This window comes from Actinoplanes sp. CA-030573 (assembly GCF_050951115.1).
Taxonomy (GTDB): Bacteria; Actinomycetota; Actinomycetes; order Mycobacteriales; family Micromonosporaceae; genus Actinoplanes.
On sequence record NZ_CP192038.1, the window covers coordinates 3,470,699 to 3,496,835 of the forward strand.

At 64.6% G+C, this 26,137-nt stretch carries 21 protein-coding genes and 5 pseudogenes; 10 read left to right on the plus strand and 16 right to left on the minus strand.

Features of this window, described 5'->3' with window-relative positions; all coding sequences use genetic code 11:
- The first annotated feature begins 70 nt into the window (after positions 1 to 70).
- Both ACQP2F_RS16135 and ACQP2F_RS16140 read left to right on the plus strand, forming a co-directional pair.
- Entirely contained in the window at positions 71 to 964 is an 894-nt protein-coding gene (locus ACQP2F_RS16135) for a carbohydrate ABC transporter permease (RefSeq protein WP_433295970.1), read from the plus strand.
- Positions 961 to 1,845 carry a carbohydrate ABC transporter permease gene (locus tag ACQP2F_RS16140; protein WP_433295972.1) on the plus strand — a complete coding sequence of 295 codons (885 nt, stop codon included), beginning with the start codon at positions 961 to 963 and terminating at the stop codon, positions 1,843 to 1,845. Before ACQP2F_RS16135 ends, ACQP2F_RS16140 begins: the two co-directional genes overlap by 4 nt.
- Before the next feature lie 135 nt (positions 1,846 to 1,980).
- Here the strand turns inward: ACQP2F_RS16140 and ACQP2F_RS16145 are convergent, their stop codons facing one another.
- The 5 genes and pseudogenes from ACQP2F_RS16145 to ACQP2F_RS16165 all read right to left on the minus strand — a co-directional run bounded on the left by ACQP2F_RS16145 (position 1,981) and on the right by ACQP2F_RS16165 (position 6,013).
- On the minus strand, positions 1,981 to 2,967 hold the full coding sequence (locus tag ACQP2F_RS16145; RefSeq protein ID WP_433304760.1) for a quinone oxidoreductase family protein: 987 nt from the start codon (positions 2,965 to 2,967) through the stop codon (positions 1,981 to 1,983).
- Positions 2,968 to 3,119: 152 nt separating this feature from the next.
- A pseudogene (locus ACQP2F_RS16150) lies at positions 3,120 to 3,439 on the minus strand (hypothetical protein); the annotation flags it as partial.
- A 121-nt stretch (positions 3,440 to 3,560) separates the two neighbouring features.
- Positions 3,561 to 4,475, minus strand: a pseudogene (locus tag ACQP2F_RS16155) (IS5 family transposase).
- A 108-nt stretch (positions 4,476 to 4,583) separates the two neighbouring features.
- Positions 4,584 to 5,516: a LysR family transcriptional regulator gene (locus ACQP2F_RS16160; RefSeq protein ID WP_433304762.1), complete on the minus strand. Its 933-nt coding sequence runs from the start codon at positions 5,514 to 5,516 to the stop codon at positions 4,584 to 4,586.
- Between the two features lie 17 nt (positions 5,517 to 5,533).
- On the minus strand, positions 5,534 to 6,013 hold the full coding sequence (locus tag ACQP2F_RS16165) for an ester cyclase (RefSeq protein ID WP_433304764.1): 480 nt from the start codon (positions 6,011 to 6,013) through the stop codon (positions 5,534 to 5,536).
- 1,089 nt (positions 6,014 to 7,102) lie between these two features.
- Here ACQP2F_RS16165 and ACQP2F_RS16170 point away from each other — a divergent pair.
- The 3 genes and pseudogenes from ACQP2F_RS16170 to ACQP2F_RS16180 form a co-directional block, all read left to right on the plus strand.
- Entirely contained in the window at positions 7,103 to 7,501 is a 399-nt protein-coding gene (locus tag ACQP2F_RS16170) for a DUF6188 family protein (RefSeq protein WP_433307528.1), read from the plus strand.
- Between the two features lie 904 nt (positions 7,502 to 8,405).
- Positions 8,406 to 8,927, plus strand: coding sequence for a transposase (locus tag ACQP2F_RS16175; RefSeq protein ID WP_433304766.1), 522 nt, complete (start codon positions 8,406 to 8,408; stop codon positions 8,925 to 8,927).
- A 227-nt stretch (positions 8,928 to 9,154) separates the two neighbouring features.
- Positions 9,155 to 9,838 (plus strand): annotated as a pseudogene (locus ACQP2F_RS16180) (IS256 family transposase); the annotation flags it as partial.
- A 65-nt stretch (positions 9,839 to 9,903) separates the two neighbouring features.
- On the opposite strand, the gene ACQP2F_RS16185 reads toward ACQP2F_RS16180, so the two are convergent.
- The 3 genes from ACQP2F_RS16185 to ACQP2F_RS16195 are packed head-to-tail and all read right to left on the minus strand — an operon-like array spanning position 9,904 to position 12,387.
- Positions 9,904 to 10,224 carry a hypothetical protein gene (locus ACQP2F_RS16185; RefSeq protein ID WP_433304768.1) on the minus strand — a complete coding sequence of 107 codons (321 nt, stop codon included), beginning with the start codon at positions 10,222 to 10,224 and terminating at the stop codon, positions 9,904 to 9,906.
- Positions 10,214 to 11,017 (minus strand): IS21-like element helper ATPase IstB, encoded by an 804-nt coding sequence (istB, locus tag ACQP2F_RS16190; protein WP_433304770.1) that lies wholly within the window; start codon positions 11,015 to 11,017, stop codon positions 10,214 to 10,216. Before istB ends, ACQP2F_RS16185 begins: the two co-directional genes overlap by 11 nt.
- Entirely contained in the window at positions 11,014 to 12,387 is a 1,374-nt protein-coding gene (locus tag ACQP2F_RS16195; RefSeq protein WP_433304772.1) for an IS21/IS408/IS1162 family transposase, read from the minus strand. Before ACQP2F_RS16195 ends, istB begins: the two co-directional genes overlap by 4 nt.
- Before the next feature lie 122 nt (positions 12,388 to 12,509).
- Between ACQP2F_RS16195 and ACQP2F_RS16200 the strand changes: the two are divergent.
- Positions 12,510 to 13,118 (plus strand): annotated as a pseudogene (locus tag ACQP2F_RS16200) (IS256 family transposase); the annotation flags it as partial.
- Between the two features lie 378 nt (positions 13,119 to 13,496).
- Here ACQP2F_RS16200 and ACQP2F_RS16205 read toward each other — a convergent pair.
- From ACQP2F_RS16205 to ACQP2F_RS16225, 5 genes are all read right to left on the minus strand, one after another.
- A complete protein-coding gene (locus ACQP2F_RS16205) occupies positions 13,497 to 13,802 on the minus strand; it encodes an IS110 family transposase (protein ID WP_433304774.1) in 306 nt (101 codons plus the stop codon).
- Positions 13,803 to 13,952: 150 nt separating this feature from the next.
- A complete protein-coding gene (locus ACQP2F_RS16210) occupies positions 13,953 to 14,144 on the minus strand; it encodes a hypothetical protein (protein ID WP_433304776.1) in 192 nt (63 codons plus the stop codon).
- Positions 14,141 to 14,395 carry a hypothetical protein gene (locus ACQP2F_RS16215; RefSeq protein ID WP_433304778.1) on the minus strand — a complete coding sequence of 85 codons (255 nt, stop codon included), beginning with the start codon at positions 14,393 to 14,395 and terminating at the stop codon, positions 14,141 to 14,143. Before ACQP2F_RS16215 ends, ACQP2F_RS16210 begins: the two co-directional genes overlap by 4 nt.
- A gap of 61 nt (positions 14,396 to 14,456) precedes the next feature.
- A complete protein-coding gene (locus ACQP2F_RS16220; protein ID WP_433307530.1) occupies positions 14,457 to 15,749 on the minus strand; it encodes an IS256 family transposase in 1,293 nt (430 codons plus the stop codon).
- A gap of 497 nt (positions 15,750 to 16,246) precedes the next feature.
- Complete coding sequence (locus tag ACQP2F_RS16225; RefSeq protein WP_433304780.1) at positions 16,247 to 16,636, minus strand: hypothetical protein; 390 nt, start codon at positions 16,634 to 16,636, stop codon at positions 16,247 to 16,249.
- A gap of 377 nt (positions 16,637 to 17,013) precedes the next feature.
- Between ACQP2F_RS16225 and ACQP2F_RS16230 the strand changes: the two genes are divergently transcribed.
- From ACQP2F_RS16230 to ACQP2F_RS16240, 3 genes are all read left to right on the plus strand, one after another.
- Positions 17,014 to 18,630: a methyl-accepting chemotaxis protein gene (locus ACQP2F_RS16230; protein WP_433304782.1), complete on the plus strand. Its 1,617-nt coding sequence runs from the start codon at positions 17,014 to 17,016 to the stop codon at positions 18,628 to 18,630.
- Positions 18,631 to 19,170: 540 nt separating this feature from the next.
- Entirely contained in the window at positions 19,171 to 19,506 is a 336-nt protein-coding gene (locus tag ACQP2F_RS16235) for a hypothetical protein (RefSeq protein WP_433304784.1), read from the plus strand.
- Positions 19,507 to 20,916: 1,410 nt separating this feature from the next.
- A complete protein-coding gene (locus ACQP2F_RS16240) occupies positions 20,917 to 21,141 on the plus strand; it encodes a hypothetical protein (RefSeq protein WP_433307976.1) in 225 nt (74 codons plus the stop codon).
- Between the two features lie 46 nt (positions 21,142 to 21,187).
- Here ACQP2F_RS16240 and ACQP2F_RS16245 read toward each other — a convergent pair.
- Together ACQP2F_RS16245 and ACQP2F_RS16250 are read right to left on the minus strand one after the other, a co-directional pair.
- A pseudogene (locus ACQP2F_RS16245) lies at positions 21,188 to 21,512 on the minus strand (transposase); the annotation flags it as partial.
- Positions 21,513 to 21,700: 188 nt separating this feature from the next.
- Positions 21,701 to 21,874, minus strand: a complete 174-nt coding sequence (locus ACQP2F_RS16250; protein ID WP_433304786.1) for a hypothetical protein — start codon at positions 21,872 to 21,874, stop codon at positions 21,701 to 21,703.
- A gap of 610 nt (positions 21,875 to 22,484) precedes the next feature.
- Between ACQP2F_RS16250 and ACQP2F_RS16255 the strand changes: the two genes are divergently transcribed.
- Positions 22,485 to 24,467: an alpha-galactosidase gene (locus tag ACQP2F_RS16255; protein WP_433304787.1), complete on the plus strand. Its 1,983-nt coding sequence runs from the start codon at positions 22,485 to 22,487 to the stop codon at positions 24,465 to 24,467.
- 324 nt (positions 24,468 to 24,791) lie between these two features.
- Here ACQP2F_RS16255 and ACQP2F_RS16260 read toward each other — a convergent pair whose 3' ends face one another.
- The gene (locus tag ACQP2F_RS16260) at positions 24,792 to 26,087 is read right to left on the minus strand and encodes an IS256 family transposase (protein ID WP_433304288.1); all 1,296 of its coding nucleotides are present in this window, start codon (positions 26,085 to 26,087) and stop codon (positions 24,792 to 24,794) included.
- Positions 26,088 to 26,137: the final 50 nt, after the last annotated feature.

The following is a 26,137-nucleotide window of genomic DNA, read 5'->3' on the forward strand; positions in this document are numbered from 1 at the left end:
GCAAGCCCGGGCGGGACGGCCAGCGCCGTCCCGCCCGAGGTGCGTTCGCGCGTTCGCGTAAGGAGCCCTGATGCGCCGACTCCGGCACTGGGGACCGGGCCTGCTGCTGCTCTCCCCCTCGCTCATTCTGCTGGCCGTCTTCGTCTACGGCCTGATCGCCTGGACCACGAAGGTTTCCGTCTCCGACCAGCACACCGCGCTGGAGTCGAAGGGCTTCGTCGGGCTCGAGAACTACAAGAACCTGTTCACCAACGACATCCAGGACCGGTTCACCCACTCGCTGAAGAACCTGCTCATCTTCACGGTGGTGTTCCTGGTCGGCGCCATGTTCTTCGGCCTGCTGTGGGCGTTCCTGCTCGAGCGGGGCATCCGGGCCGAGGGCTTCTTCCGTACGGTCTACCTCTTCCCGATGGCGGTCAGCTTCGTCGCCTCCGGCGTGGTGTGGCGCTGGCTGATGAACCCGGTGATCGGCGACGGGGCCGGCGGCATCAACGCCCTCTTCGCCGCGCTGCACCTGGACTTCCTGCAGAACAAATGGTGGACCAACCCGAACTGGGGCATGGCGGCGATGGCGATGCCGGCCATCTGGCAGCTTTCCGGGTACGTGATGGCGTTGTTCCTGGCCGGGTTCCGGGGCATACCGCAGGAGCTCCGCGAGGCCGCGGCCGTGGACGGCGCGAGCACCTACCGGCTGTACCGGAACGTGATCTTCCCGCAGCTGACGCCGGTCGCGCTCTCCGCCCTGATCATCCTCGGGCACATGTCGATGAAGATGTTCGACCTGATCATGAGCGTCTCCGGCCCGCAGTGGCTCACCGAGGTACCCGCCGTCTACGTCTGGCAGACGTTGCTGACCAGCGACTACGCGAAGGCGGCGGCGATCTCGATCGTCCTGCTGCTGCTGGTCGCCGTCGTCATCGTCCCCTACCTGATCTACACGAACCGGGCGGAGAAGAACTCATGACCACGGTTGCCGCACCGCCCGCTCCGGTCGAGACGCTGGCGCCCCGGCGCAGGCCGCGCCGCTCGTCCGGCCCGGGCGCGATCGTCAAGTACGCGCTGGCGATCCTCTTCCTGATCCTGGTGCTGATGCCGCTGTACGTGCTGATCGTGACCAGCTTCAAGTCCGGCTCCGACATCGGCGTCACCAGCCAGTGGAACCTGCCCGAGCACTGGACGACCTCGTCCTGGGCGAAGGCGTGGACGTCGCTGAAGCCATCGTTCTTCCGCACGTTCCAGCTGGCCGTCCCGGTCGCGGTGATCTCGTCGGTGATCGGCGCGGCCAACGGCTTCGTGCTGTCGCGCTGGCGCTTCCCGGGCGCCGACGTCGTCTTCACGCTGATCCTGTTCGGCATGTTCATCCCGTACCAGGCGGTCATGATCCCGCTGCGGGAGATCGTCACCACGATCGGCATCCCGCCCGGCATCCCGACCCTGGTCTTCGTGCACTGCATCTACGGCATCCCGATCTGCACGCTGATCTTCCGCAACTACTACGCCACCACGGTCCCCGAGGAACTCGTGGAGGCGGCCCGCGTCGACGGCGCCGGGCTGCTGCGGACGTTCGCCTGGATCATCCTGCCGATCTCGATCCCCGGCTTCGTGGTCACGATCATCTGGCAGTTCACGTCGGCGTGGAACGACTACCTGTTCGCGATCTTCCTGTCGAACACCCGCAATGGGCCGATCACGATCGCGCTCAACGCCCTGGCCGGCGCGCAGTCGCCGGACTACGCGGCCTCGATGGCGGGCGCGCTGATCACGTCGCTGCCCACGCTGATCGTCTACGTGCTGCTCGGTCGCTGGTTCATCGGCGGCCTGATGGCCGGCTCGGTCAAGAGCTGACATCGGTGAGGGACGCTGTCGGGTAGTTGTTGGTACGGACACGGCAGACCGGTAAGCGGGTTTCAACATTGCCGTCAAGGCTACTTCTGTCGTAGCAGAAAGCAGCAGCACTTCTGATTCCGCCAACGAAATCACCTACAGCGCTTGGGGAACGTCGAGGAGCAGTTTACCGATGCTTCGCCGACATTCCAGATCAGCGTGAGCTGCTGCGGCGTCGGCTAAGGGGTAGTGACGCCCGACGTGAGGGCGAAGCCGGCCGTCGGCAACAAGCTCAAACAAGCGCGAGGCGGTGTCGCGGTAACGGCGAGGATCGTCGAGAACACGCTGCAGCCAGAAGCCAAGGACTCCGGTTGAGGCCTCCATCAAATCGTCGACACTTACGGTGTTGCTGATGTCGCTGGCACCACCGTAGGCAACGATGCGTCCGAACGGGGCAAGTGCCGCGTGAAGCTGCTCGAAGGAGGAGCCGCCGACGCTGTCCAAGATTAGCGTTGGCTCGGTTCCTAAAGCCTGTCGGACAGCGTTACTGAGGTCTGGTATCGCAGAATCGGCTACGGCGTCCGCGCCGATTTTGCGCGCGAAGGCACGCTTATCTGCGGTGGAGGCCAAGGCGATGACCTGCGCACCGGCGTCACGTGCCAACTGAACCGCCAGATGGCCGACACCTCCGGCGGCTGCGGTGATGACTACCACGTCCTCCGAGACGATCCGGCCCAAGGAGTGAAGGCTGTGCCACGCTGTAAGCCCTTGCTCAAGCACGGCCAGCGCCTGCTCGTCTGTCACATTATCTGGCACCTCGACAATATGATTTGATGGCGCGGCGGCAGTCTGCGCGTAGCCGCCGCCGGAACGCAACAGCGCTGCGACGCGCCGCCCGTCGCGACGACGCAGGCCCACGATGTCGGCTCCCAGGACCGCGGGCAGTGCGGGTACCTCGTACTCACCGCGCCGCCGATATATGTCTGCATAATTGACGCCTGCCAGCGTAACGTCGACCAGCTCGTGTCCCGGCGGTGCGGTGGGTTCCTCGACCTCCGCGCTAACGAGGACATCAGGCGGCCCGAAGCTCGTGATCACTGTTGCTCGCACCGGCGTATAATCCACCACGAGCAGCACGCGCACAACGACAAGTTGAGCCGGGACGACTGCGTATCGTGGAGAGGCTTCTGAGCCGATGCTCGAACGCAGCTCGCTCACACCGGATCCCCTGCCGCGTCGGCCGTAGCCAAAGCCGGTTGACCCGCCTCAGAAGCATCCGCGATCCCCGCAAATGACGGCGACGGAGCCCGCCCGCTTTGCCGCAGTACCGCCAGATCAGCGGTGGCTTCGCCGTCGTCGGCCAGCAACACACCGCCAGATCAACGGCGACCCGGCTCGGCTCATGCGCCGGCCGGCGAACCCGGTCCATCCCGAGCGCTTGAAACAAACCGCTGTTCAACCCGGTCTTGTCGGCCAGATCGGTCAGTAACCGGGCGCCGGCATTACTGACCACGCCGCGAGCGCCACCAGCCACGACGACCTTCGGACGCGTTCGAGTACCATGCACTCTGAAAGTGCTTTCCGCGCGGGACGATCTTGACTCTAGACAAGCCAGATCATCCCAGATCAGGAGGAACTTTCGCGTTCACCAGCCCCGCGAGCCGCCACCCTTACTGAAGGCGGCGAGGCTAGTTGGGTGTCGAGGCGCCTGTCTCGGTGCTCAGCTGACCACACACCTAGGCCGTATTTCGTAGTGCCCGGAGCCGTTGGTTGATCGCGGCGATGGTGAGCGTTGCTTCGTAGCGGACGGCGAGTTTCTCGTATCTGGCGGCCATCGCTCGGTGTTGTTTGAGCTGGTTGATGCCGCACTCCACGTCGTGACGTAAGCGTTAGGCCTGGGGGTCGAAGGCGGGTGGGCGCCCGCCTTTTGACCCCTTGGCCTTGCGGTAGGCGTCCTGGTCGGTCTTGCTCGGGATACACGCCCGGATGCTCCGCGACCGCAGGTGGGCACGGTTGGCCTTGGACGTGTACGCCTTGTCGGCCAGCACCGTGTCCGGGCGGGTCCGCGGCCGGCCCCCGCCGGCTCGGGCGACACGGACCTTTGCCAGCACCGCAAGGAACTGCGGGCTGTCACCACGTTGCCCGGCGGTGACCACCGAGGCCATCGGTTTGCGGCCTTGCTCGCAGGCCAGATGAGTCTTCGTGGTCCAGCCGCCTCGTGACCGGCCGAGGTCGTGATCCGCCGCCTCGGTCTGCACGCCACCGGGTGGTTCTTTCTGCGCTTGGCCGTCACGGCGGGCGCCGGCCGCGTGCTGATGGGCACGGCTGATGGTCGAGTCCACGCTCACGGTCCAGCCGATCAACCCGGCGGCGTCCGCCCGGGCATGCAATGCGGCGAGGATCTGTGCCCAGACACCCTCACGCTGCCAGCCTCGGAACCATCGATACAAGGTCTGCCACGGCGGGTACGCCTCGGGCACCTCCCGCCACGGTGACCCGGTCCGGACCCGCCACCGGATCACGTCGATGATCACTCTCATGGTCCATCTGCGCGGACGGTCACGACCCGTTCCCATAGGCAGCGCTGCTTCCAGCGCCGCCCATTGCAGGTCAGGCAGGTCATGCCGCCTCGCTGCCGCTACGCTCGGCACGAGGTCTCCGGTATGAAGTTCTGGCTTGGTCGCTTGAACCAAATAACGGAGACCTCTCCATTTACCGATCACCGCCACGCCGCAACATCGACGCGTACGAAACACGGCCTAGGCGTCGGAGACTTGCGTCGCGTTACGCCGAGCTGCGTCGACGAGTGCTCGAACAAAGTGAGCTACTTCGGGGTTCGGGTCGCCGGCTCGGCTTACAGCCGCCAGGTGGAGCTCCCGTGCGAGCTCGGGAATGCGGACGGATCGTAGCCCGGGCGGACACTCCGTCGCCATCGACGCCGACACCCACACGGCGGCGTGGCTGACACGGGCATGGGTCAGGGCCGCTGAAAGCGGGCCGTCGTTGCGAGGTTCGAGCTCGGGATTGACGCCTTCGCTTCGCAGGATCTTCAAGAGTCGGTCGTGCAAGTGAGGCTGGTGATGCCGCTGGATGAACAAGATCGAGAATTTGGCCAGTTCACTAACCGCCGCAGTGCCGTCGGGTCCGAGCGGATGGTCATCGGTTACCAGCACCCAGCCGATATCCTCAGACTGCAGCAATGTTGCGGTGAGGCCCTGTGGTAGATCTTCGGCATCAGCTACGTAGGTCACCCCTACGTCCAGGCGGTGGTTGGCGATGGCGGTGACATGCTGGGTCCACGAAATTGGGTCGATCACGAGCTGGTTGGTGCCACGGTTGGCCCGGTAAAGTGCGGCGGCAGTTCGGAAAAGCGAGATTCCGAGCGGCCAGTCGGGTGATCCGGCCGAGATGGTTTGCGCGTCTCGACGTGCTGCGGCCCGAGTGGCGCTGATCGCCATCTCGGACCGAGCAATCAAGTCTTGGGCGTGTTCCAGAAGCACCAGTCCCGCCTGCGTGATGCGAACCTGCTGTGGGGAGCGATCGAAAAGTTTCAGACCGAGATGACGCTCCAGCTGACTGATCGACTCGCTAAGCGTCTGTTGCGCAACATGCAGATTGCGAGCCGCCCTGGTGTAGTTGCGATCAAGAGCCAGCTGCACAAAATAGCGAAGCTGCCGGCTCTCAAGATCCATGGCAGGCTCCTACGGGATCAGATCCGCGACAAGTCGCTGGGCAAAGTGGCGAAAATATGCAGAAGTCCGAGCTGCTCGAGTAGCTGCAGCTGGTCGTAATACTCTCGGAACTCGGCAATCAGGCCGTTGGCCACGGTCATCTGCGCCATCCATTCCTGGTCTATCGTACGACCGCTGGCCGGAACGGAGAGACCCGAGCTCAGCATCAGAGGTCCTGTCATCGTCCCAGTCGTATGGATCCGCGCAGCGATGCGATCACCGTCGGTCAGCACATCGACCAGCGAAAGGTGATAGTCGGGAAAGGCTTCGGCAAGGGCTTCGATGGCTGCTCGCAGTAGACGCCGCCCGACCATAGGCTCCGTCAGCTCAGGGCCGGTCCGTACAGCGTCCACGTGGTGGAGCGCTTCCCACGCGGCCCAGTCCTTACGGTTGGTCGCGTCGATGCGCTGCTGCAGTAATGTAACGGGCACTGACTGTGCCTCGCGGTATACAGTCATGATGATCTCCTTCAGTGATGGTACGGGACGTTGCCCTCGGTGGACTCGTGCGTTCAGCGCGGTCGCCGAGGAAGAATGGCAGTCAGTACAGCCGTTCCGAGTGCAGCGCTGGCGAGTGCCCCGGAGGCGCCGAACACGGCAAACTGGCGGTCGACCTCGACGCCGACCGAAGCGGTCACTGTCCAACCCAAGGCCCAGGCTGCTGGCGTAGACGCGCCCCACATGGCACTACGGGCCGTAGTCAGGACGTTGAAACGGTGCAGGAGAAGAGCTTGAACTGCGCCGAGGGTCACCCCGGTTACCGCGCCCATCAACGCCAACTTCGGTGTTGCCGTGCTGAAGTTGACTATCCGTGCGCCGATCGAGGTGCCCACACCGATTGCGCTGGCCGTCAAGATCGCCCAACTTATCAGTGGTGCCGCACCACGAGGCAGCCATGGCCGTAGCGCCCATGCCTGCGCTGCGCCGACGCCCAGGCCGGCGATGCCACCTCCGAGTAGGGCTGCAGGAATGCTGTCGACCTTCTGTATGACCGCAATGGCAGCCAGACCCGCGGGCGGAAACGCCAGGCAGGTCAACAGCCACCGCCATGGACGCGCAGATCGAACACGGCCCGCGGCGTGAGCGGCCGCGTCAATCATGACAGCATGTGTTTGACTTGCCATCAAGTTTTCCTTTCAGTCCAAGTAGCGGGTGACATGACCTAACGATGGACTACCGCGGAATCTGGAGGAAGCAGAGATTGTCGATGGTGCTACTGGTGCTCCCTGTTGTGTACAAGATGCCCTCGCCGCGAGTGGTTGCGCCCCGATAGCAGTGCAGCGCATGAAGGGGGTCCGAATTCTGGGGTGTGTCACCCGATCCCGGAGAACTTCGAGCGGCCAGCACGGACGGTAATACCGCGCTGCGACTAGTGATGGCATCGATCCCCGAGCATCTAGACAAAACGCTCAGGGTGACATGCATCGCCGAAATGGGCGAGGCAAACGAAGCAAGCTGTGTTGCGATATCCGGCGTTATACTAATTAACCAGCGTGCTCCGCAGGCACGTTTGCTCGAGCGATTTACATTTGACGGGAAGTGGCAGCGATGAAGGGCCGGACTGGTTTGATCGATATGGGCGACCGGTGGCTGCTGCCGTTCAAGGGCATGCAAGTGACGCAGCTGTTGGTGAGTTACCAATTGGGATTACGGCTGGACGTTGATCAAGCATACATCGATATCGAGCAGACAGCGATGTTGAAAAGCGACGCTCCACAGTCGACCGTCCGTCTTGTACCCGAACGGCAAGAAGTCGGTGCTGCCCTGGCATTATTTTGTGCCACAATTACCTCATCGGAGGTATTCAAATCCGGCACGCTGCAAGTTTCCTTCGACACAGGAATCCATCTTAGCGTAGAGCCCCACGGTGGCTACGAGGCGTGGAGCGTGGAAGGCCCGGGCACTCTTCGGATAATTTGCATGCCGGACGGCCCGGCCATTCTGTGACTATCCGGTTTGACGTCAACTCGACCGAAGCCATCGTCGGCTGATTCTGGCGCCCCGCTGCCGGCCAGGCGGTCAGTGCGGGACGAGGCATTGAGCCAGAGAACGAGCAGCGCCGGATTCTCTTGTTTGTTGTCGAAGATGTTGATCAGTTTGGGGTGAATGGGCGGCCAAGCTGCTGTCGATTGAGGTGGTCGAGGGCGATAAGGGTGGGGCATGCCGTTGATGACGGCTAAACGAGGGTGCCCTCGAAGACCTCCGGTTGGCCTTCCTAGTCTCGGCCAGACCGGCGTCGTGCGGTATGCGAGCAAGTTTGCTCTGCGATGACGCAGAGACGGCGTGGATAGCTAAGCCGTGGTCGGAGGCCCAGCGCCCGATATCGAAAGTGGTTTGAGCCGCTTTCGGGCTCAGTCGACGAATCTGAAGACGAAGCTTTAGTCGGCGTAGACATGCCGCACCGGACTCAAGGGATACGGGCCGAGCACGGCGGCCTTGCCGCCGTCGTAATCCTGCCACCGGGGGGCCAGGATGCGGGCGGCGATCAGCGGGTCGGCGAGTGTCGCTGACGATGAATCGCTTTGCTGCCGTTGATCTTCTTACTGACATCATGGCGGCGAGAGTCTCATGTGCTGGAATCGGCGCTGTGACGCTCTGCGCGTTGAGTTCCCTGGCTGAAGGCGGCAGACCCGCGGGCAGTTAACGCCACGGGCGGCCCGAGCGGCCCCGAGACAGGGATTGCGTAGGTAAGCACCCGCCTGGCCGCTGACGGCGTCCAGGCCGTCAACGTGCCGGCGAAGCTGGCCCGATGAGTCCGGCTGCTGTCCACCGGCCACGGCCGCAAAACCAATGAGGCCGACGCCCTGTTGGTTGGCATCGCCGGCTAACCGCCACCTGGCTGAACGCGACCGTGATCGACGAAGCCCTGGCGGCGCCGCGGGCCGTGACGGAGCACCGCGACGGCTTGGTCCGCACCCGCACTCAGACTGTCAACCGCCTACACGTCTTGCTGGCTCAACTCATCTCCTCCGGACTGCCCCGCAAGCTGACCGCCGGAGCCGCGGCCGCCGCAATGCGAACCATCCGGCCCCGCACGGTGCTGGCCCGCACACTGCGGCGGCTGGCCGTCGAACTGCTGACCGACCTGCGCCGGCTCGACCGGCGCATCACCGAAGCTACCGCCACGTTCAGCGCCACCGCCACAGCCAGCGGCACCACGCTGACCCAGCTGCACGGCGTCGCCGACGTCATGGCCGCGAAGATTCTCGCCCGAACCGGCTCGGTCAGCCGGTTCCGATCTGAGTCAGCGTTCGCCTCGTTCTGCGGCGTTGCACCGATTGAGGTGTCCTTCGGAAGACGTCCAACGGCATCGCCTCTCGCGAGCCGGCGACCGCCAGCTCAACTACGCCCAGCACGTCATGGCCATGAGTAAGACCCAGCGACCCACCACAGGCAGGGACTACTGCCAGCGCAAACGAGCCGCCGGGAAAACCCACAAGGAAGCCATGCGCTGCCTGAAACGACGGCTCGCCGACGTCATCTTCCGGAGCATGCTCAAGGACACGGAGACCTCTCTGTTGCCGACACCTTGGGGACTGTGGATCTATCGGTGTTTCCGGTCTGACCCACCGGGCGTAGCCCGGCGAGAGAGGCCTCGTGATGACCGAGACACTGGATGATGTGACCCCTCGCAAGAAGAAGCCGGAGCCGTCGGCGGAGGCTGCTGCCGCAGCGGAGCTGGTGCGGCTGGCGAAGGAGCAGGGCCTGTCGCTGACCGGGCCGGACGGGCTGCTCAAACAGCTGACCAAGGCGGTCCTGGAGACCGCGTTGAACGAGGAGATGACCGAGCACCTCGGCTATGCCAAGAACGATCCGGTGGGTGCCGGATCGGGCAACGTGCGCAACGGCAGCCGGTCGAAGACGGTGCTGACCGACGTCACTGGTCACGTGCGGATCGACGTGCCCCGGGACCGGGCTGGCTCGTTCGAGCCGCAGATCGTCAAGAAACGCCAGCGCCGGCTGACTCGCGTCGACGAGATAGTCCTGTCGCTGTATGCGAAAGGCCTGAGCACGGGCGAGATCTCGGCGCATTTCGCTGAGATCTATGGCGCCTCGGTGTCGAAGGAGACGGTCTCACGGATCACCGACAAGGTGATCGAGGAGATGAACGACTGGTCCGTGCGGCCCCTGGATGCGGTCTACGCGGCCGTGTTCATCGACGCCATCGTGGTCAAGGTCCGTGACGGCCAGGTCGCGAACCGGCCGGTCTATGCCGCGATCGGGGTCACCCTCGATGGCGAGAAAGACGTCCTCGGGCTGTGGGCCGGCGCCGGCGGTGAGGGTGATGGCGCTAGCCGGAAGTCCCCAGAGGTGCTAGTCGAAATTCCCCACCTGGGTGCGTTGGGATCTTAGTTCTCGCGGACCGCTCGAAGCGAGACCACGTTGGGTGCGATCGGGGTTTGCTGGGCGACTTGCGGAGTGGTCAGCAGGGCGACGATGGTGACGGGCTGGCCGCAGTGCGGGCAGTCGCGCAGGGCTGCGGGCTCGGGCTGGTAGGGCTTGGGCGTGTCGCCGGATGCGTTCTCGGTGGTGGTGTTTTCGCGGGCGCGGCGGCGGCCGGCTTCGGCCCGGCAGCGGCCGGAGCAGTAGGTGTGCCTGCGCCGGTTGCTTGGGTCGACGGTGAAGCTGTTCCAGCAGATCGGGCAGGTCCTGGCGGTGTCAGCTGGCACGGCTGTTCACCGCCTGACGGAGCTTGTCGGCGTGGTTTTGGTGAGCGCGCAGCCGGTAGGAAGGGCCGTCGATGCCGACGACGGTGGCGCGGTGCAGAAGACGATCGAGCATGGCCGCGGCGACAGTGGCGTCTCCGAACGCTCCGGCCCAGTCGGCGATGCCGACGTTGGTGCTCAGGATCGTGGAGGATTTGAGGTAGCGCTGGTTGATGACCTGAAATAGCGCGGATGCGCCGTCGCCGGGCAGCGGTAGGTAGCCCAGTTCGTCGATCACGAGCAGCCGTGGTCCGGCGAAGAATCGCATGCAGGTGGCCCAGCGGCCTTCCAGGGCGGCCTTGTGGCAGCGGGCGGCCAGGTCCGCGGCGGTGGTGAAGTAGACGCGGTGGCCGGCTTCGACGGCGGAGCGGGCCAGGCCGACCGACAGCATGGTCTTGCCGACGCCGGGCGGCCCGACGAACAGGACGTTGGAGGCGTCGTCGAGGAAGCGCAGGGTGGCCAGGTCGCGGATGAGTTTCTCGTCGACGCCGGGCTGGGCGGAGAAGTCGAAGTCGCTGATCGACCAGGGCTCGGGCAGGCAGGAGAACCGCAGCCGGGAGGCCAGCTTGCGGGCCTCGGTGGACTCGACCTCAATCTCCAGCAGGCGTTCCAGGGCGGCGGTCAGCGACAGCCGTTCGGTGCGGGCCGCGTCCAGGATGCGCGGCAGCGCGTCGGCGGCTTCGTTGAGTTTGAGATAGGCCAGTTGAGCACGCAGCTGCTGATAGCGGCGTGCCTCGCTCATGGCGGGCTGGGTCACGGGGTGTTCTCCTTGGGGTTGTCACCGTCCGGGGTGGGCGGCGGGGTATTGAGCCGCGCTGCGGCTGCGGCGTAGGTGGACAGGTCGATCACGACCCGGGCGGCGGGGTCGGTGACCGGCATGCCGCGCAGCCGGGCGGCCTCGGCGACCGCCGCCGCTGATGGCGGCCGGCGGGTCTTGTGTTGGCAGCGGCCGGCGGTGCTGAACTGCTCGAGGACCTTCTTCTCCAGCGCGATGACGTGGCCGTCGTCGCGGACGGTGCGGCCGGCGCCGTCTGCGGCGCGGCGGTGCTGGGCGATGACCGCGCCGGAGGCGGTGGCCAGGCGCAGGGTGTCGGCGCCGAGGCGGTGCCGGATGGTGATCTTCGCGCCGGTCATGCCGGGCGGCACCGAGTAGAAGTTGCCGCGGAACGGCACCAGCCCCTGCGCCGAGACCGTGTGGGTGGCCTGCAGCTCGGCCGGAAAGGGCGCCGGTGGACAAGGCCGCAGCGGTTCGGCTTCGGCGAGCTCCGCGACGGTGGTGCGCTGACCGTCGCGCTTGCGCGGGCGGGCGTCGAGCCGGACACAGAGCGCATCGAGTCCCTGCTGGGCGGCCTCGAGCGTGACGTCGTCGGGCAGGGTGCGCCACCAGCGTTGCGCAGCGGCGTGGTTGGCCTTCTCCACCACGCCTTTGCGGTTGCCGCGCCGAGGTGGGCAGATGTCGACGCCGACCGCGTAGTACTTCGCGACCCCGGCGAACGAGGCGGTCAACCGCCCCGACGCCGGGTAGCAGACAGTGGCCATCCGGTCGAAGCGCCACCGGCGGGTCACGCCGCCCAGACGGCGGATCACAGCGTCCAACGCCTCGACAAGATGCGGCTGGTCCTCCGAGGCGGCCAGCACCCCACGCCAGCGGCTGGAATGCGCCAACGCCCCGACCAGCAGGTGCGCCTGCTTCCCCAGACCCCAAGCCGGCGGCGGGTCCGGCAGCTCGACCCAGTCGAACTGGGTCTCCTCGCCCGGCGGGTGGTCAATGATCGCGACGTCGCGTCCCCGGGTGGCCTGGCACGGTTCGCAGTGTGGCCGTAAGTTGTGCTCACGGATCGCTGCCGTCAGGCTCGGATACGAGCCAGAGAAGCCGAGCTGCTGCAGCTCGTCGAACAGCGTCGACGCCCACAGATGCGGATCATCGGCCAGCCGCAACCGGCAATAGTCCAGGAACGCGTCGATGATCACCGGCGTCGTCCGGACGCGAACACCAGGGGTGCGCTGCCCGGACAAATACGCCGAGACGGTCTTCCGGTCCACGCCCAGATGCCGGGCGATCGCTGAGATCGTCCACCCCTGAGCGCGCAACGCGTGCGCCTCCACATCGGCCTCCAAAGACAGCACCCGCGCCTCCGCCCCATCCACGGTGATCAACACCGGGATCGGACCAGAGAGCGGGGTGGCACGGAGCGCCCAGGGCGGGGAATTCGATCTAGCAGGACTAGGGAACTTCAGTTAGCGCAGTCAAGGGCGCCAAGTTCTGGATGAGTGTGCTGACCGACCTGCGTAACCGGGGCGTCAAAGACGTGTTCTTCGTGGTCTGCGACGGGCTCAAAGGCCTGCCCGAGGTCGTGGCGAACGTGTGGCCGCAGACGATCGTGCAGACCTGCATCATCCACCTGATCCGCAACACGTTCCGGCTGGCCTCGAGACGGGACTGGCCGGCACTGCAGCGCGATGTCCAACCGATCTACACCGCGGTGAACGCCGCCGCGGCCCGTGCGGCGTTCGAGCAACTCGCCGAGGCTTGGGGGCAGCGTTATCCAGCGGTCGTCAGGCTCTGGGACAACGCCTGGGACGAGTTCATCCCGTTTTTGGACTACGACCTGGAGATCCGCCGGGTGCTCTGCTCGACCAACGCGATCGAGAGCTTGAACGCCCGCTACCGGCGGGCGATCAAGGCCCGCGGCCACTTCCCCTCCGAACAAGCCGCCCTGAAGTGCCTCTACCTAGTCACCCGATCACTGGACCCAACCGGCCGGGGCCGGGCACGATGGGCAATGCGCTGGAAACCCGCCCTCAACGCCTTCTCCATCACCTTCGGCGACCGCTTCCCGGCTGCCGAAACCTACTAACCGAAGACGCCGGAAACACCGTTAGCGAGATAGTCCCACACCTTGACAAAGAGAGGTGCCGTTCGTTTGACAGACCCCTTGACAACGTGTCAGTGGAAGACACTCTGGGACTCGGCGTCGTTGAGTTCCTAAGCGATGTCAAGGGCGTTCAGGCAGCGGATTCTGTCGTAGCGTGGGTGGTGGACGGGCCGGTTGATGGGGCGCTCTGCGACCTCTTGTTTCGCCGGCCCGTTCCCGAGCTGGTGGTGCGGTGTTGCGCGCGGAGTTGCTTGGTGATGGTGTAGCGCTCGGCGATGATCGCGCGGGCTTGTTCTCGGGTGACGGAGGTGCCGTCGCCGTCGCGCAGCGTGTAGGGCTGGCGGGTCCGCCAGCAGGCGATTATCCGGTTGAGCAGCGCGGTGGCGATATGCAGAGCGCCGACGTGTGGTGTTTGCCGGCGGTGACCATGAGCCGGTGATACTTGGCGGCTAGGACGGGGTCGATCCGGCGGGCTTGGCCGGCAGCCATGAACAGCGCCTGCCGCAGAACCGCGTCGCTGCGTTTGGTGGGTCCGCCGTGCCGGCTGGACAGCCCGGAGGCGTCCAGGCCGGTGAACGAGCGGGCGCCGGCCAGCGAGTTGAACCTCTTCGGGTCGCCGAGCCGGCCCAAGATGGCCGCCGCGGTGATCTGCGCGACGTCGGGCACTGAAGTGAGGATCTCGTGCGGGTCGGCTTGGCGAAGTAGCAGTGCGGTGCGTTCGTCGAGTTCTTTGATCTCCTCTGTGAGTTGCAGGCAGAGCCGGGCTTCGATCGCGACGTCCTCGGCCAGGTCAGCGTAGTCGAGCTCGCCGCTGGCTCATAGCTCGAGCGTTTCAGGGGCGGCGCTCAGGATCGCCTCGGCCATCGGTTCGGCCCAGGCGCCGCGGGAGTGCCGGTAGCAGAACCGGGCGAGCCGGGTGCGGCCGAGACGCTTCACCGTGTGCGGGTCGGCGTAGCCGGTGGCGAGGAACTTGAGCACCGTGCAGGTGCCCAGTTCGGCGCCGATCACGCGGTGCCAGGCAGGCCGAGGATCTCTAGCAGGGTGTCCAGCCGGGCCAGGCACTGCGTGCGGCGATGTGTCAGCGTGCAGTGGAGCTTCGCGGCCCGCTTCATCGCGTCGCCCGGCCCCAAGCCGGTCTCGGGGTGCAGCCCGTCGGGGTGCAACATGGGCAGCCGGGCCAGCAGTCTCGAGTCGAGCCGGTCGGACTTGGCGTGTTTGGCGTAGTATTTGCGCAGGTCCGACGAACGTTCTGGTGGCATCAGCACAATCTGAGCGCCGCGAGCCTGTCAAGATTTTTGTGTAAATGATCTTAAATGTGGGTCAGTTGATGTAAGGCCCGATGCGGTCCGGGTAGTGCAGGGCGAGGGCGCCGAGAGCTTGTCGCCAGCCTTGGACGACAGCGCCTTCGACCAGGCGGGCCGGGGCGCGACGTTCGTTGGGAGGCAGGCCTTTCTCCTTCGCCCGGGCGCGGGCGCGTTTGTCCTCGATGTCGCGGATGGCCAGCCAGAGCAGTTTGATCGCGGCGTCATCCGACGGGAAGTGCCCGCGGTTCTTGATGACCTTGCGCAGCTGGTAGTTCAACGACTCGATCGCGTTGGTGGTGTAGATGATTTTGCGGAGCTCGGGCGGGAACGCGAGGAACGGGATGAACCGTTCCCACGCGTTGCTCCAGGTCGCGACCGCGGCCGGATACTTGCGGCCCAACGCTGACTCGGTGAACGCGAGCAGTTCGGTCTCGGCGACCTCGACCGTGGGCGCGGTGTAGATCGGTTTCAACGCGGCGGCGACCTTCTTGCGGTCCTGGTACGACACGAACCGCATCGCGGCCCGGATCAGGTGCACGGTGCAGGTCTGCACCGTTGATTGCGGCCAGGTCGCCTCGAGGGCCTCGGGGAAGCCGGTCAGCCCGTCACAGCAGACGATCAGCGTGTCGCGGATTCCGCGGTTGCGTAGCTCGGCGCAGACCCCGGCCCAGAACTTCGCGCCTTCGGTGGCCTGGACCCAGATCCCCAGCACGTGCTTCACGCCGTCGAGATCGACACCGACGGCGATGTGCGCGGCCCGGTTCTTCACCGTGTGCCCGTCGCGGACCTTCACCACCAGCGCGTCCAGGTAGATGATCGGGTAGATCTCTTCCAGCGGCCGTGACTGCCAGGCCTTGACCTCATCCAGCACCGCATCGGTGATCTTCGAGATGGTGTCGTGCGACAACTCCGTGCCGAGCGTGCGCTGCAGGTGATGGCCGATGTCGCGGACGGTCATCCCACCCGCATACAACGAGATGATCATCTCGTCCAGGCCGCCGGTGCGGCGAGCGCCCTTCGCAACCAGCCGCGGCTCGAACGAGCCGGCCCGGTCCCGTGGCACCGCCAGAGCCACGTCACCGACCTCGGTCGCGACGGTTTTCGCGCTGTGCCCGTTGCGCGAGTTCGGGCTGCCTCGCCCGGCCGGATCGCCTTTCTCATAGCCCAGATGCCCGGTCAGCTCGGCTGCCAGACCCCGCTCCAGGACGGCTTTGACCAGCTCGGCAAGCACGCCGCCGTCGCCGGTCAACGCGAGGCCCTCGGCGTCGACCCGGCCCATCAACTCCTCCAGCAACCCGGCCGAGATCATGTCATTGACCGTCTGCCGCGCCGGCGACAACTCGTCGCCGGACGGCCCGGACGATCGTGGATCATCAGTCATGGTCACGTGTGTACTCCTCAACTCAGAAGTTGATCACGTACACAAACCATCTGACACGCCCAGCGCCGCGGCGGCAGAAGTACGCAGCAGCGGCACCCACGCGTTGCGGGTCGGTTCCATTACCACCATCACGTCGGCCGGGTCGGTGCCGTCGGGCAACATCGTCTATAGCCGTTCAAGATCCAGCGGCGTGGTCCGGAACCGGTGTCCAGACCAGACAAAGTGGCCCTGCTCATCAGCCAGGCTGGCCTGATGAGCGGCTCGGCACGCGATATCGATTCCCAAATGCACTGACATCTAGTGCTCCTCCACCTCGACAGTTGGCTCAGTATCCGAGCAGCCACCCGTCGACCGAGAACAGCCGGCACCAGACATTCGCTAACAGGCATCCACCACGCCGCATCAGCCGGGTGGTCGCCGGGTTCCTAACAGTGCGGCCGATCTCCGGCAGTGGCCCCGCCCGTCAACGTGTTCAACAGGCAAGAAGTCGCGCAGCGCTTCAATCGGTCATGCAGCGACGACGGGCGGGTGCCGGACCCCAAGATCCTCACATCACCGGCCGGACGAATCGAGAACCATTGAGGCGTCACCCACTTTGAAAGTCCGTCTGGATCGTCGACACCTGCAGCAGCCGCTGCAAAACGTAGTCCACGAACTGGATCGGCAGTGGCCTGGTAGAGCTGGGGACATATGCGAAGTATCCGCAGGCGGGTGCAGTCTTCGATCGCGGTGAACTGGTAGAACGTGTTGCGACCGCCGCGCCGACTGCTGGCCGCGGCGCCGAGAGGTTCGATGAACTTGACGTCGCTCTGCACGTGATGGCCACGTCACCCGGTGGGCATCGGCGATCACGAATCACGACACCACTGGCGAGCTCAGTCAGCACGGCGACCACGACGCGGGCAGAGGCAGTGCCAGCTCAGTTGCTTCGGCTTCGGATAAATGACCGATCGACGAATCCGGCGGGACCTGCCCGTACTTCGGTCACGGCGCACTTACCCTGATTCTTTGTTGATGTTCCAGCTCATCGCACCGGGCGGTGGGCCGATAGGAGTAACGCGCCGCTATGTGAGTTCGCGTCAGACGTCAGACGTCAGACGTCAGACGCAATTTTCCGACCTCCACGATGCGAAGGAAACGCGTGCCATCTGGGTACGCAACGTCCACTCTTTAGGAAGAGGAACTTATGGGCTTGGCAGTTGAGCCGGTGACGACGCGTGGGCGTTTGACGTTCTCCAACTGGAGCGTGAATACCAAGATTTTGGCGGCCACGGGGCTGGCGGTAACGGTCGGTGTGGTGGTGGGGGTGATCGGCTTGACTAGTTTGGCTGGCGCTAACCGGTCGGCTCAGCTGATCTATGGCAGCAATGTGGCCAGCGTGGAAGCGTTGAGTGATCTACGCTCGTCGACGAACCGAGCCCGCGTAGATTTGGCTAACCAGCTGGTCGGAACGGACGAGGTGATCGGCAAGAAGTACCAGCAGGCCTTCCTGGACGACCTGGCAGCTGTCCAGAGAGCACTCGACGCCTACCGTGACGGTCACCCGGCCGGTGATCCGGCGGCGATCGCGGACTTCGACACTGCCTGGCAGAAGTATGTACAAATCGCCAAAGGAAAGCAGCTGCCCGCCGGCGAGCGTAACGACTACGCCGCGTGGGAGAAGACCCGCGACACCGAGATCGCGCCATTGATGGCGCAGGTCAGCCGCGACCTTGATGGGTTGGCTGCCGCGGAGGAGGCCGACGCTGCCGGCAACGCCGCGTCGGCCCAGTCGCGCTTCGACTCCAGTCGCACCACGATGCTCCTGCTGCTGACGGGGGGTAGTTCGCTGGCGGTCGGGCTCGGGGTGTGGGTGGCCCGCCGGATCGTGCGGTCCTTGACCAAGGTCAAGCAGGTGTGTGAGGGTCTGGCTGCGGGTGACCTGACCCGCACGAGCGGCCTGTTGAGCCGTGACGAGCCGGGTCAGATGGGCCGGGCGTTGGATGCTGCACTGCAGCAGCTGCGCGCGACGGTGTCCACGATCGATGGGTCGGCGGCGTCCTTGGCCGGCGCTTCAGAGCAGATGTCGGGCACCGCTCATCTGATCGCCGCGTCGGCGCAGCAGGCAGCTGTGCGGGCGCAGGCGGTGTCGGCGGCGGCCGATGAAGTATCCCGCAGCGTCGAGACAGTGTCAGCCGGCAGCGAGCAGATGGGAGCGGCGATCCGGGAGATTAGCGTGAACGCGTCCGAAGCGGCCCGGGTGGCCGCCGAAGCGGTCACCGTCACCGCGGCGACCTCGGCCACGATGAACCAGCTCGGTGATTCCTCCGGCGAGATCGGTAACGTCATCAAGACGATCACCGCGATCGCTGAGCAGACAAACCTTTTGGCGTTGAACGCCACCATCGAGGCCGCCCGGGCCGGTGAGGCAGGTAAGGGCTTCGCAGTTGTAGCCTCCGAGGTCAAGGACCTCGCGCAGGAGACCGCCAGGGCCACCGAAGACATCTCCCGGCGGGTCCAGGCAATTCAGGCCGACACCACTGGCGCGGTCAAAGCGATCGAGCAAATCTCGGAGGTGATCGCCCGGATCAGTGACTTCCAGACCACCATCGCTTCCGCTGTGGAGGAGCAGACCGCAACTACGGCCGAGATGAACCGCAGCGTCGCCGAGGCCGCCGGCGGCGCTAGCCAGATTTCGCAGAACATTATTGGTGTCGCGGATGCGGCCCGGATCACCAGCGACGGCGTCCACCAGACTCAGCAGGCCACCGCCGAACTAGCACGCATGTCAACCGAATTGCGCGCCTTGGTCAGAAGATTCCGCCACTGACACCGGTTTTGATTGGCTGACTGTCGCCGTCCGCCGTTACCAGTGTTCGATTGACGTCGAGGCTGCAGAAGGAGTTTGTCGTGGCACCCGAGGATGCACTATCGGCAGTCGGGCCGTTCGGCCAGCAGGACATCGTCCAATGCTCTGCTGGCTAGCGCAGTCGGGGCAGGGCACGTCGTCGAGCGGCTTCTTACCCTAGCTGCCGCCGATCCGCACACCGACCGGCGAGCAACCGATGACCTCATGCAGGCCATCGTCGCCATGGCGACAGTACGCCTTCGGCTCCTGCACTATGTCAAGCAAGTCACCGACCGTGCTGATTACTGAAACGAAGCGGCTAGCGAATATATTGTGCAAAGTGCAGTATCGAGGCCTGTTCTATCGGTGTAGTTGAGCCCGTAATCGAAGCCGTTAGATGCGTTGCTGGAACGCGCGGCAGCGCGTGCCTCTCCCGGTACTCCCTGCTTCTTCGTCTCACCCCGCCGAGATCAAACGTACTTCACCCGACTGAGTACTCACTCAAGTCTTAGGCTGGTCGTCATGGCAACTGCTGATGGCGGCGAGGAACCGGCGGGACGTCGTGATCTTGGCCCGTATCAATCGGCCGATCAGGCTCGGGCCCAGCTCACGGCAATCATCCAGGCGATCCCGGCGGCGGAGCGAGATTTGAGTGTCGCCGGTGAGGTCGTGCTTGTTGAGGCGTTACTCCTGGTCGGTGTGACGATGAGCGGCTGGGAGGACGCCGTCCGGCAGCGGATCGTCCATTCGCTGCCTCCCGAAGCGGCGCAAGTCGTTGCCGGATGGCTACTGCGAGCGCATCTGGCCGGCGCCGACGAAAGCTGGCCATGCCGGGCGGGGTGTGTACTGGCGCCTTAGCTGCAGGGATGGCGGCAGGCTCAATAGCGGCAGCCGCTTCTACCAGTCGCAGCACGGCGGGTCGGTGCAGCGGTGGCGCCGCAGGATGGCGGACAACTTCTCCTCCGGCGGATCGGGGTAGCGCTGTTCTCGACGGTGGTGGACCAGCCGTCAACGTTCGCGTGTTCGTGGCCCGAGATGTCGTCAAGCAAAAGTCGGCAGTCGCCGCAGGCGTCCCGCGTGCATAAGCGGCCAAGGTCAACTCGGGCGGGTAGCCGCGCGCGAGCTTGTGGCCGATCTCAAACAGCTGCCGGGCGACCGCTGCGAGTGGACGTGCCTAGGCTCGGCGTAGGTCGCAGCTTTCGGCAACGGCAATGCTCGTATCCCGTCTCCGACTGCTTCGTCGTGGGGCTTCAACGGGCTATCCGGGTGTCGGCGTATTCGTTTTCGGGCGAGCGCGCTCATTGCGCCAGCGGATGTACTACCCACGCCAGCTCAACGTCCTTGGCCGGGTACCGGCGCGGGACGGTGGGGTGCATGTGCGAGGCGAAGTTGTCCAGAATCAGATACAGCCTCTGGCCGCGCCAGTGGCGGCGCGGGCTCTTGATGAAGGCGAGGAGTACGCCCGAGCGTTTCCGGTCTTAGGATCCGGTAGCGAAACCGTCCTGGTGGGCCAGGCGCAGGCAGGCGATTGCGTGCCGAACGCCGAGATCAGCATGGTCGGTCGCCCGTAGCCGGATCGGCTGATCTTGAGGATTGCAGACGGTGCCCGGGCGGAGCTGCCGGTTCAGCGGCCCGAACTCGTCGACGCGAAGGCCCCGGCCGCCAGCCGGTGGATGGCCAAAGAGGTCGAGCACCGCTCGCCTTGTGTAGGTGCAATCCGGGTCATGGCCGGCCTTCAGGTCTTCGCAATCTGCCAGGGGCGATACTGCTGAGCTCATGCGGGATCCGCCCGACGGTCTTGCCGCTGATCGTCTCGAGATAGGGCGGCGGCATCGGCGCAGCAGCCGCTGGAGCTGGTCCGAGGATGGCGGCGGGGTCGGGTCTGCTCATCGGCCGAACCGCTCGCAGCCGCCGGTGCCGGGTTGCTCCTAGTCGTTTGATCGGCGATCACCACGTCACCCGGACCCGAGCTTGTTCGAGGTGCTCGAGGATAGAGACCAGGTCATTTGCGACGAACCTCCCGGCGATCACGGCCAGCCTGAGGCCTCATCAACCGCGTCCGGCTCAAGGAGGTCCGCCGAAAACCGGGCAGGGCTCAATGGTAGCGAGGTACGGAGCGGTTGTAAGCAAGCTTAGCGGTTGAGTCGATTGATGCGTCGAACTAAGGTTGATCGGGCAGAGCTCACCACCGTTCGTAGGCGGAGCAATGCCACCTAGTTCGCCAGTGGGGCACATCCTGATCTAACCCGCCGTAGGTCTGTTCGATCGGTGACGGAAGGAAACGTCGTCATGGGGAACCAACCTGCCAGCGAACTTCTGCAAGCCTGTGACTCGTATATCTCGGTGCAAAGAGATCTTATCGAACAACTGGATGAACAGGGCCACCAGAACACCATCGCGATCGCAATGCGCGCGCACTTAGATCAGCTCGAAGCAGCCGCGGCGCAAGAGTCTTTCTATCGTCGGAAATACAAGCAGGATCCCGGTGAGTGAGCATCTGAGACTTCCGCCCTTGTTCTAAGTACGTACTATGCACAATGGAGATTTCGAGGCTGAGGACTTCGCAGCCGCCGTCGGGGTTCACGCCGACCGCGATCAGCGCGTGGACGTTGATGGTGCGGCCGGTCTCGCGGACGTCGATGACCAGCGCGTCGACCCAGACGAACGTGTACGGCCCGGCTTCCAAGGGCCGGTTGCGAACGCCTCGACCTGCGCGTCGAGGTGGTGGGCCATCTACGAGACCTGCGACTTGGGCAGCTGCGTGATGCCCAGCTGCTCGACCAGCTTTTCCACCCCCCGGGTGGAGACCCGAGCAGATACGAGGTGGCCACGACGTCGTCCAGGGCCTGTTCGCCGCGGCGGCGGTGCGCTCGGCGCCGGCGTCCTCGCCCCGTTCGCCGACGGCTACACCGAGATGTTCCGCATCTACCAAGACACCGGCGGCACCAGCCCCCACCCACGGAGTCCACCTCCTCACCGGCCACGCACCCCGACCCGTCGAAACTTCCTTACCGAGAAACTCGTACCCGCCCTCGGCAGCTCCAACTAGTGACTAGCACGCCGATTCACCACTCTCGAATACCTGCGACAACCGATGCCGGGGCCGAGCCTGCACGATCTGAACATCAGCCACGCCCGCCACGCCTTCCTCGGCCTGATCGCGCTGCAAGGCGATCGCGAGCCAGTCGCCGCGGTGCGTGGCCTGGTTGTGCCGCACGGCAATCACTTGTCCGAACCTACGTCCCCTACGACGCGGCAGTCGACCACGGCGATCTTGCTTCTCCACGGAAGCTGGTTCGCCCTCGGCGACCTCCAGGTGACCGACCCGGGCCGGCCCGCGCACCGTATCGCAGGCGTTCGCACCGCCCGCGATACGGAAGCGTGACCGGGTGACTGCACAGTTCACCCATGGCAGGATGCACTGAAGGCGCTGGCGTGGATGCCGATTGCTCCACAGCCGTTGTTGGACGCCGCTTGACCATGCCGAGCCGTTCGACCGCATTGGAAGTCGCGTCGCCGACCTGCGCGGCCGTGCGTCGGCGCCGCAGCGGAGTTCCAGGGGAGCGCCTCCTGATAGGCGGCAGCGGCAAACTGTTGTGCCGCGAGGAACGCGCAATTTGCCGGGACCATGTTGCTATGTGTGTGTCGACGCGATTCAGTTTCCGTTCGGAAAATGAAAACTTGAGCTCCAGGTATTGACCAGTGTCGCCGGTCAAGTGAAACCTGTTTCGTGGTCATCGACGATCCTTTGAGTATGTCAATGCTTCGCCTAGCAGCCACGTCCTGGCGCGCGAGGGTTGACTCGGCGGGCCCGCTCCAGAGTGAGAGGAGAGGCTTTGCGCGATATCAAACAACGAGTGCCCGCGGACCGCACGCGCGAACGAGTGGAGGAGCAAGAGCCATGTCTAGTGCAGCTAGGCATCACTGCCCGGCTGCTTTCCGGTGCGCAGCATCGGTTCGGGCCAATCCTGCTCGGCAAGCAATACGGCCAGGTTTCTGGTGGCATTCGAATGATGGTCGACCCCGATGCTCCTTACGGAGTGTCATTGACACCGCCCGTTGGTGACGTGCTGACCTGGATCGAATACCGTATTCGCGGTCCACTGAAGAATCTCGATAGGGTGATCGGCCCGGGTGGCCGTCTGCGGCTCTTCAATGAGGAGAATCTGACCGCTCCGGTGGCGTGGCAGAATGGCGCGGTATCAAGGATCGGCGATGTTCGAATGCCGCTGTACCTGTTCACTGGCCGAGGCGGTGGCGTCGAGCTGGCTCTCGGCATCGTCGGAGACCTAATTGAGACCGACTTTCGTCTGATTGAACCGAAATTCGACCGCGTCCGGGTCGAACATACCGGCTTCGTTGAGGTGGCGATTCGAATTGGTTCCGACGCCTACCCGCTACGCGATGACGGGGGTGCACACATCGATCACGTGTATGTGCACCTCCCTGCGGGTCGCCCGCCCCAGCCGTGGCTGACGGTGGTGCGCGAGTTCACCCAGCACGTCCACGCCGTATACGACCTGCCTGTTCCGTCGGTTGCAGCGTCCCTCGAGCCGTTCTGGTCCAGCTGGTCCGGTTCTGCCACGAGTCAGGTCGATGAGGCGATAGTTCTCTCGAATGCGCAGATCGGCGTCGATATGGGCGTGCGCAACTTCGTCATCGATGACGGTTGGTATGGGCCCGGCCTCGATTCGCCAAGCGACATGCCCGTCAACATCGGTGACTGGGATCCTGATCGAACCAAGTATCCAGATATGCGTCGCTTGGTGTCGCAGGTCAACGCGCTCGGGGGCCGAGCCATAATTTGGTGTGTGCCGCATGCCGTGGGTCCTGCCGCACAATCATTCTCAGCCCTACGACAGTTCTTGATTGCCGATCATACGGGTCTGCCAACTCTCGGAGATGCGCATTTCTTTTCCCTCTGCTTCATGAATGCTCAGGCGCGCGAAGTCATGATCGATATCTGCGACCGACTGGAGCGTGAATGGGGTTTCGCCGGTGCCAAATACGACCTCTTCAGCCGGATACCGAAGATTCGCTGTGCCAGCCCACACCACCTGCACGATATCGACTCCAACCTAGCTGGCTTCGGCCAGGTCCTTGCCGCGGCCGGTCGGCGCATTCGGCGTCGTCGGCCGAATTACATTGTTGAGCTAGAACAGAGTTGCGGCACGGCGTTCCTGGCACGGTACGCAACATGTGTTCAGGCCGACGGCGTCTTGTTTGGCACGCGGGAAAGCTTGCTGCGGTCTTTGCACGTGCAGAGCTATACCCCTTACGCGCTCAACCGTTACCACATGATCGCCCGGAGCGATACGACTACCGACGTCGCAGTTTCCGTCATCAAGATGATGGCGGCTGGCATTCCGGCCTACGGCGGGGACCTCGCTGGTATTGGACGCCCTCAACAAGACGTCATCCGCTGGTACCACGACGTCTACTGCCGACACCGCAATGCGTTCACCAATAGCCGCGTCACAGAAGACCTCGACTTGGCCGTTATGCGAGCCGAAGCTCGAGATGGTGACTTGATGTTTGTTGTGGGTCGAGGTGCGATTTGCCTCGTCCGGCGCCCGACCATCGTCTGCAATGGCACCTATGACGGTCATCTGATCTTCCAAGTTGCTCCCGAACTAGAAGGCCTCGACTTGCACCTGGTAACGCGAGACGCCGAAGGCCGGGAGGTGGCAAGCAGGCCCACGGCTTCCGCCGGCTGGCGAGACGGCGGCGGGCCGAGGCTGCTGCCTGTCCCACCAGGCGGAAGTGTTGTGATCGGCAGCATGCCGATGCCTGAGGTGCCTATCAAGGAGCAGCGATAGCAACCCGAGCGGCTGAGATAGTTCAGGAACAACTAGGACATCATTCTATGAGCGGCTCAAGCCTGTGATCATCCCTAGGGTAGGAGTCGACAACACGGTCGACGACGTGAGTAGCACGAACGCCAACTGGCACACGCGGCCGACACAAACGCGGGCCTGAACGCCGACAACATCGCCCCGGAATGAGCGAAAAGTGACCGAAGTGCAGCGGTGACGCAGACAAGCCCGAGCCAACCGGGCACCGACCGGAGTTGTCGCACTCGGCAACCGCGGTCGCTCCCACCCAGAGGGACTTTCCCAAGATCGGTGTTTTCGGCTCTTCGGTTAGTAGGTCTCGGCGGCCGGCCAGCGGTCACCGAACGTGATGGCGAAGGCGTTCAGCACAGGCTTCCAGCGCATCGTCCATCGAGCCCGGCCAGCCCCGGTCGGGTCCAAGCTGCGGGTCACAAGGTACAGGCACTTCAACGCGGCCTGCTCGCTCGGGAAATGACCCCGGGCGCGGACAGCACGCCGATAACGCGCGTTCAACGATTCAATAGCATTCGTCGAGCAGATGACCCGGCGGGTCTCGACGTCGTAGTCGAGGAATGGAATGAACTCGTTCCACGCGTTACGCCACAACCGGATCATCGCCCGGTACTTCGTTCCCCATTTCTCTTCCAGGTCGTCCGGTGCGGCCGACGCGGCGTCCGCGTTGACGGCGGTGTAGATCGGCCGGATATCTCGTTTGATCGCGTCGGCGTCCGCTCGCGACGTCAGACGGAGAGTGTTCCGGATCAAATGAATGATGCATGTCTGAACCACGGCTTCCGGCCAGACGGCCTCGACCGTGTCCGGTAGCCCTTTCAGCCCGTCGCAGACGACGAAGAAAACATCCCGCACGCCACGGTTCTTTAGATCGATCAGGACGCTCATCCAGAACTTCGCGCCCTCGCCGCCAGAGCCGGCCCACAGCCCCAGGACGTCCTTGCGGCCGTCCACGGTGACCCCGATGGCCGCGTAGATGGGCCGGTTGGCGACCTGACCCTCGCGAACCTTCACGACGATAGCGTCGATGAACACAGCGACGTAGACGCTGTCGAGTGGCCTGGTCGACCATTCGGTCATCTCAGCGACGACTTTGTCGGTGATCCGGGAAATCGTTTCCTTCGACACCGACGCCCCGTAGATCTCCGCGAAATGCGCGGAGATCTCCCCGGTCGTCATTCCTTTCGCATACAACGACAGGACAACTTCGTCGACCTCGGTCAGGCGGCGTTGCCGTTTCTTCACGATCTGCGGCTCGAACGTCCCTTCCCGATCCCGCGGCACCTCGATCTGCACTTCACCGGCCGCGTCCGAGATCACCGTCTTCCCCCGGCTGCCGTTGCGGACGTTCGTCGACTCGCGACCCGGCTCGGCCTGATTCTTCTCATGACCGAGGTGTTCGGTCATCTCCTCGTTCAACGCGGTCTCGAGGACGTTCTTGGTGAACAATTTCAGCAGGCCGTCCGGGCCGGTCAACTCCAGGCCGCGGGCCTTCGCCTCGGCCACCATCGCGGCCGCAGCGGCCTGCTCGGGCGACAGCTGCCGCGCATCATCGCCGGTCTTCTTCCGTGGACTCACAACGTTCGATGTCATCACTCACGGTGCCCATCCCGCCAGGTCTTCAGCCCGGCGTGTCGGGCCGA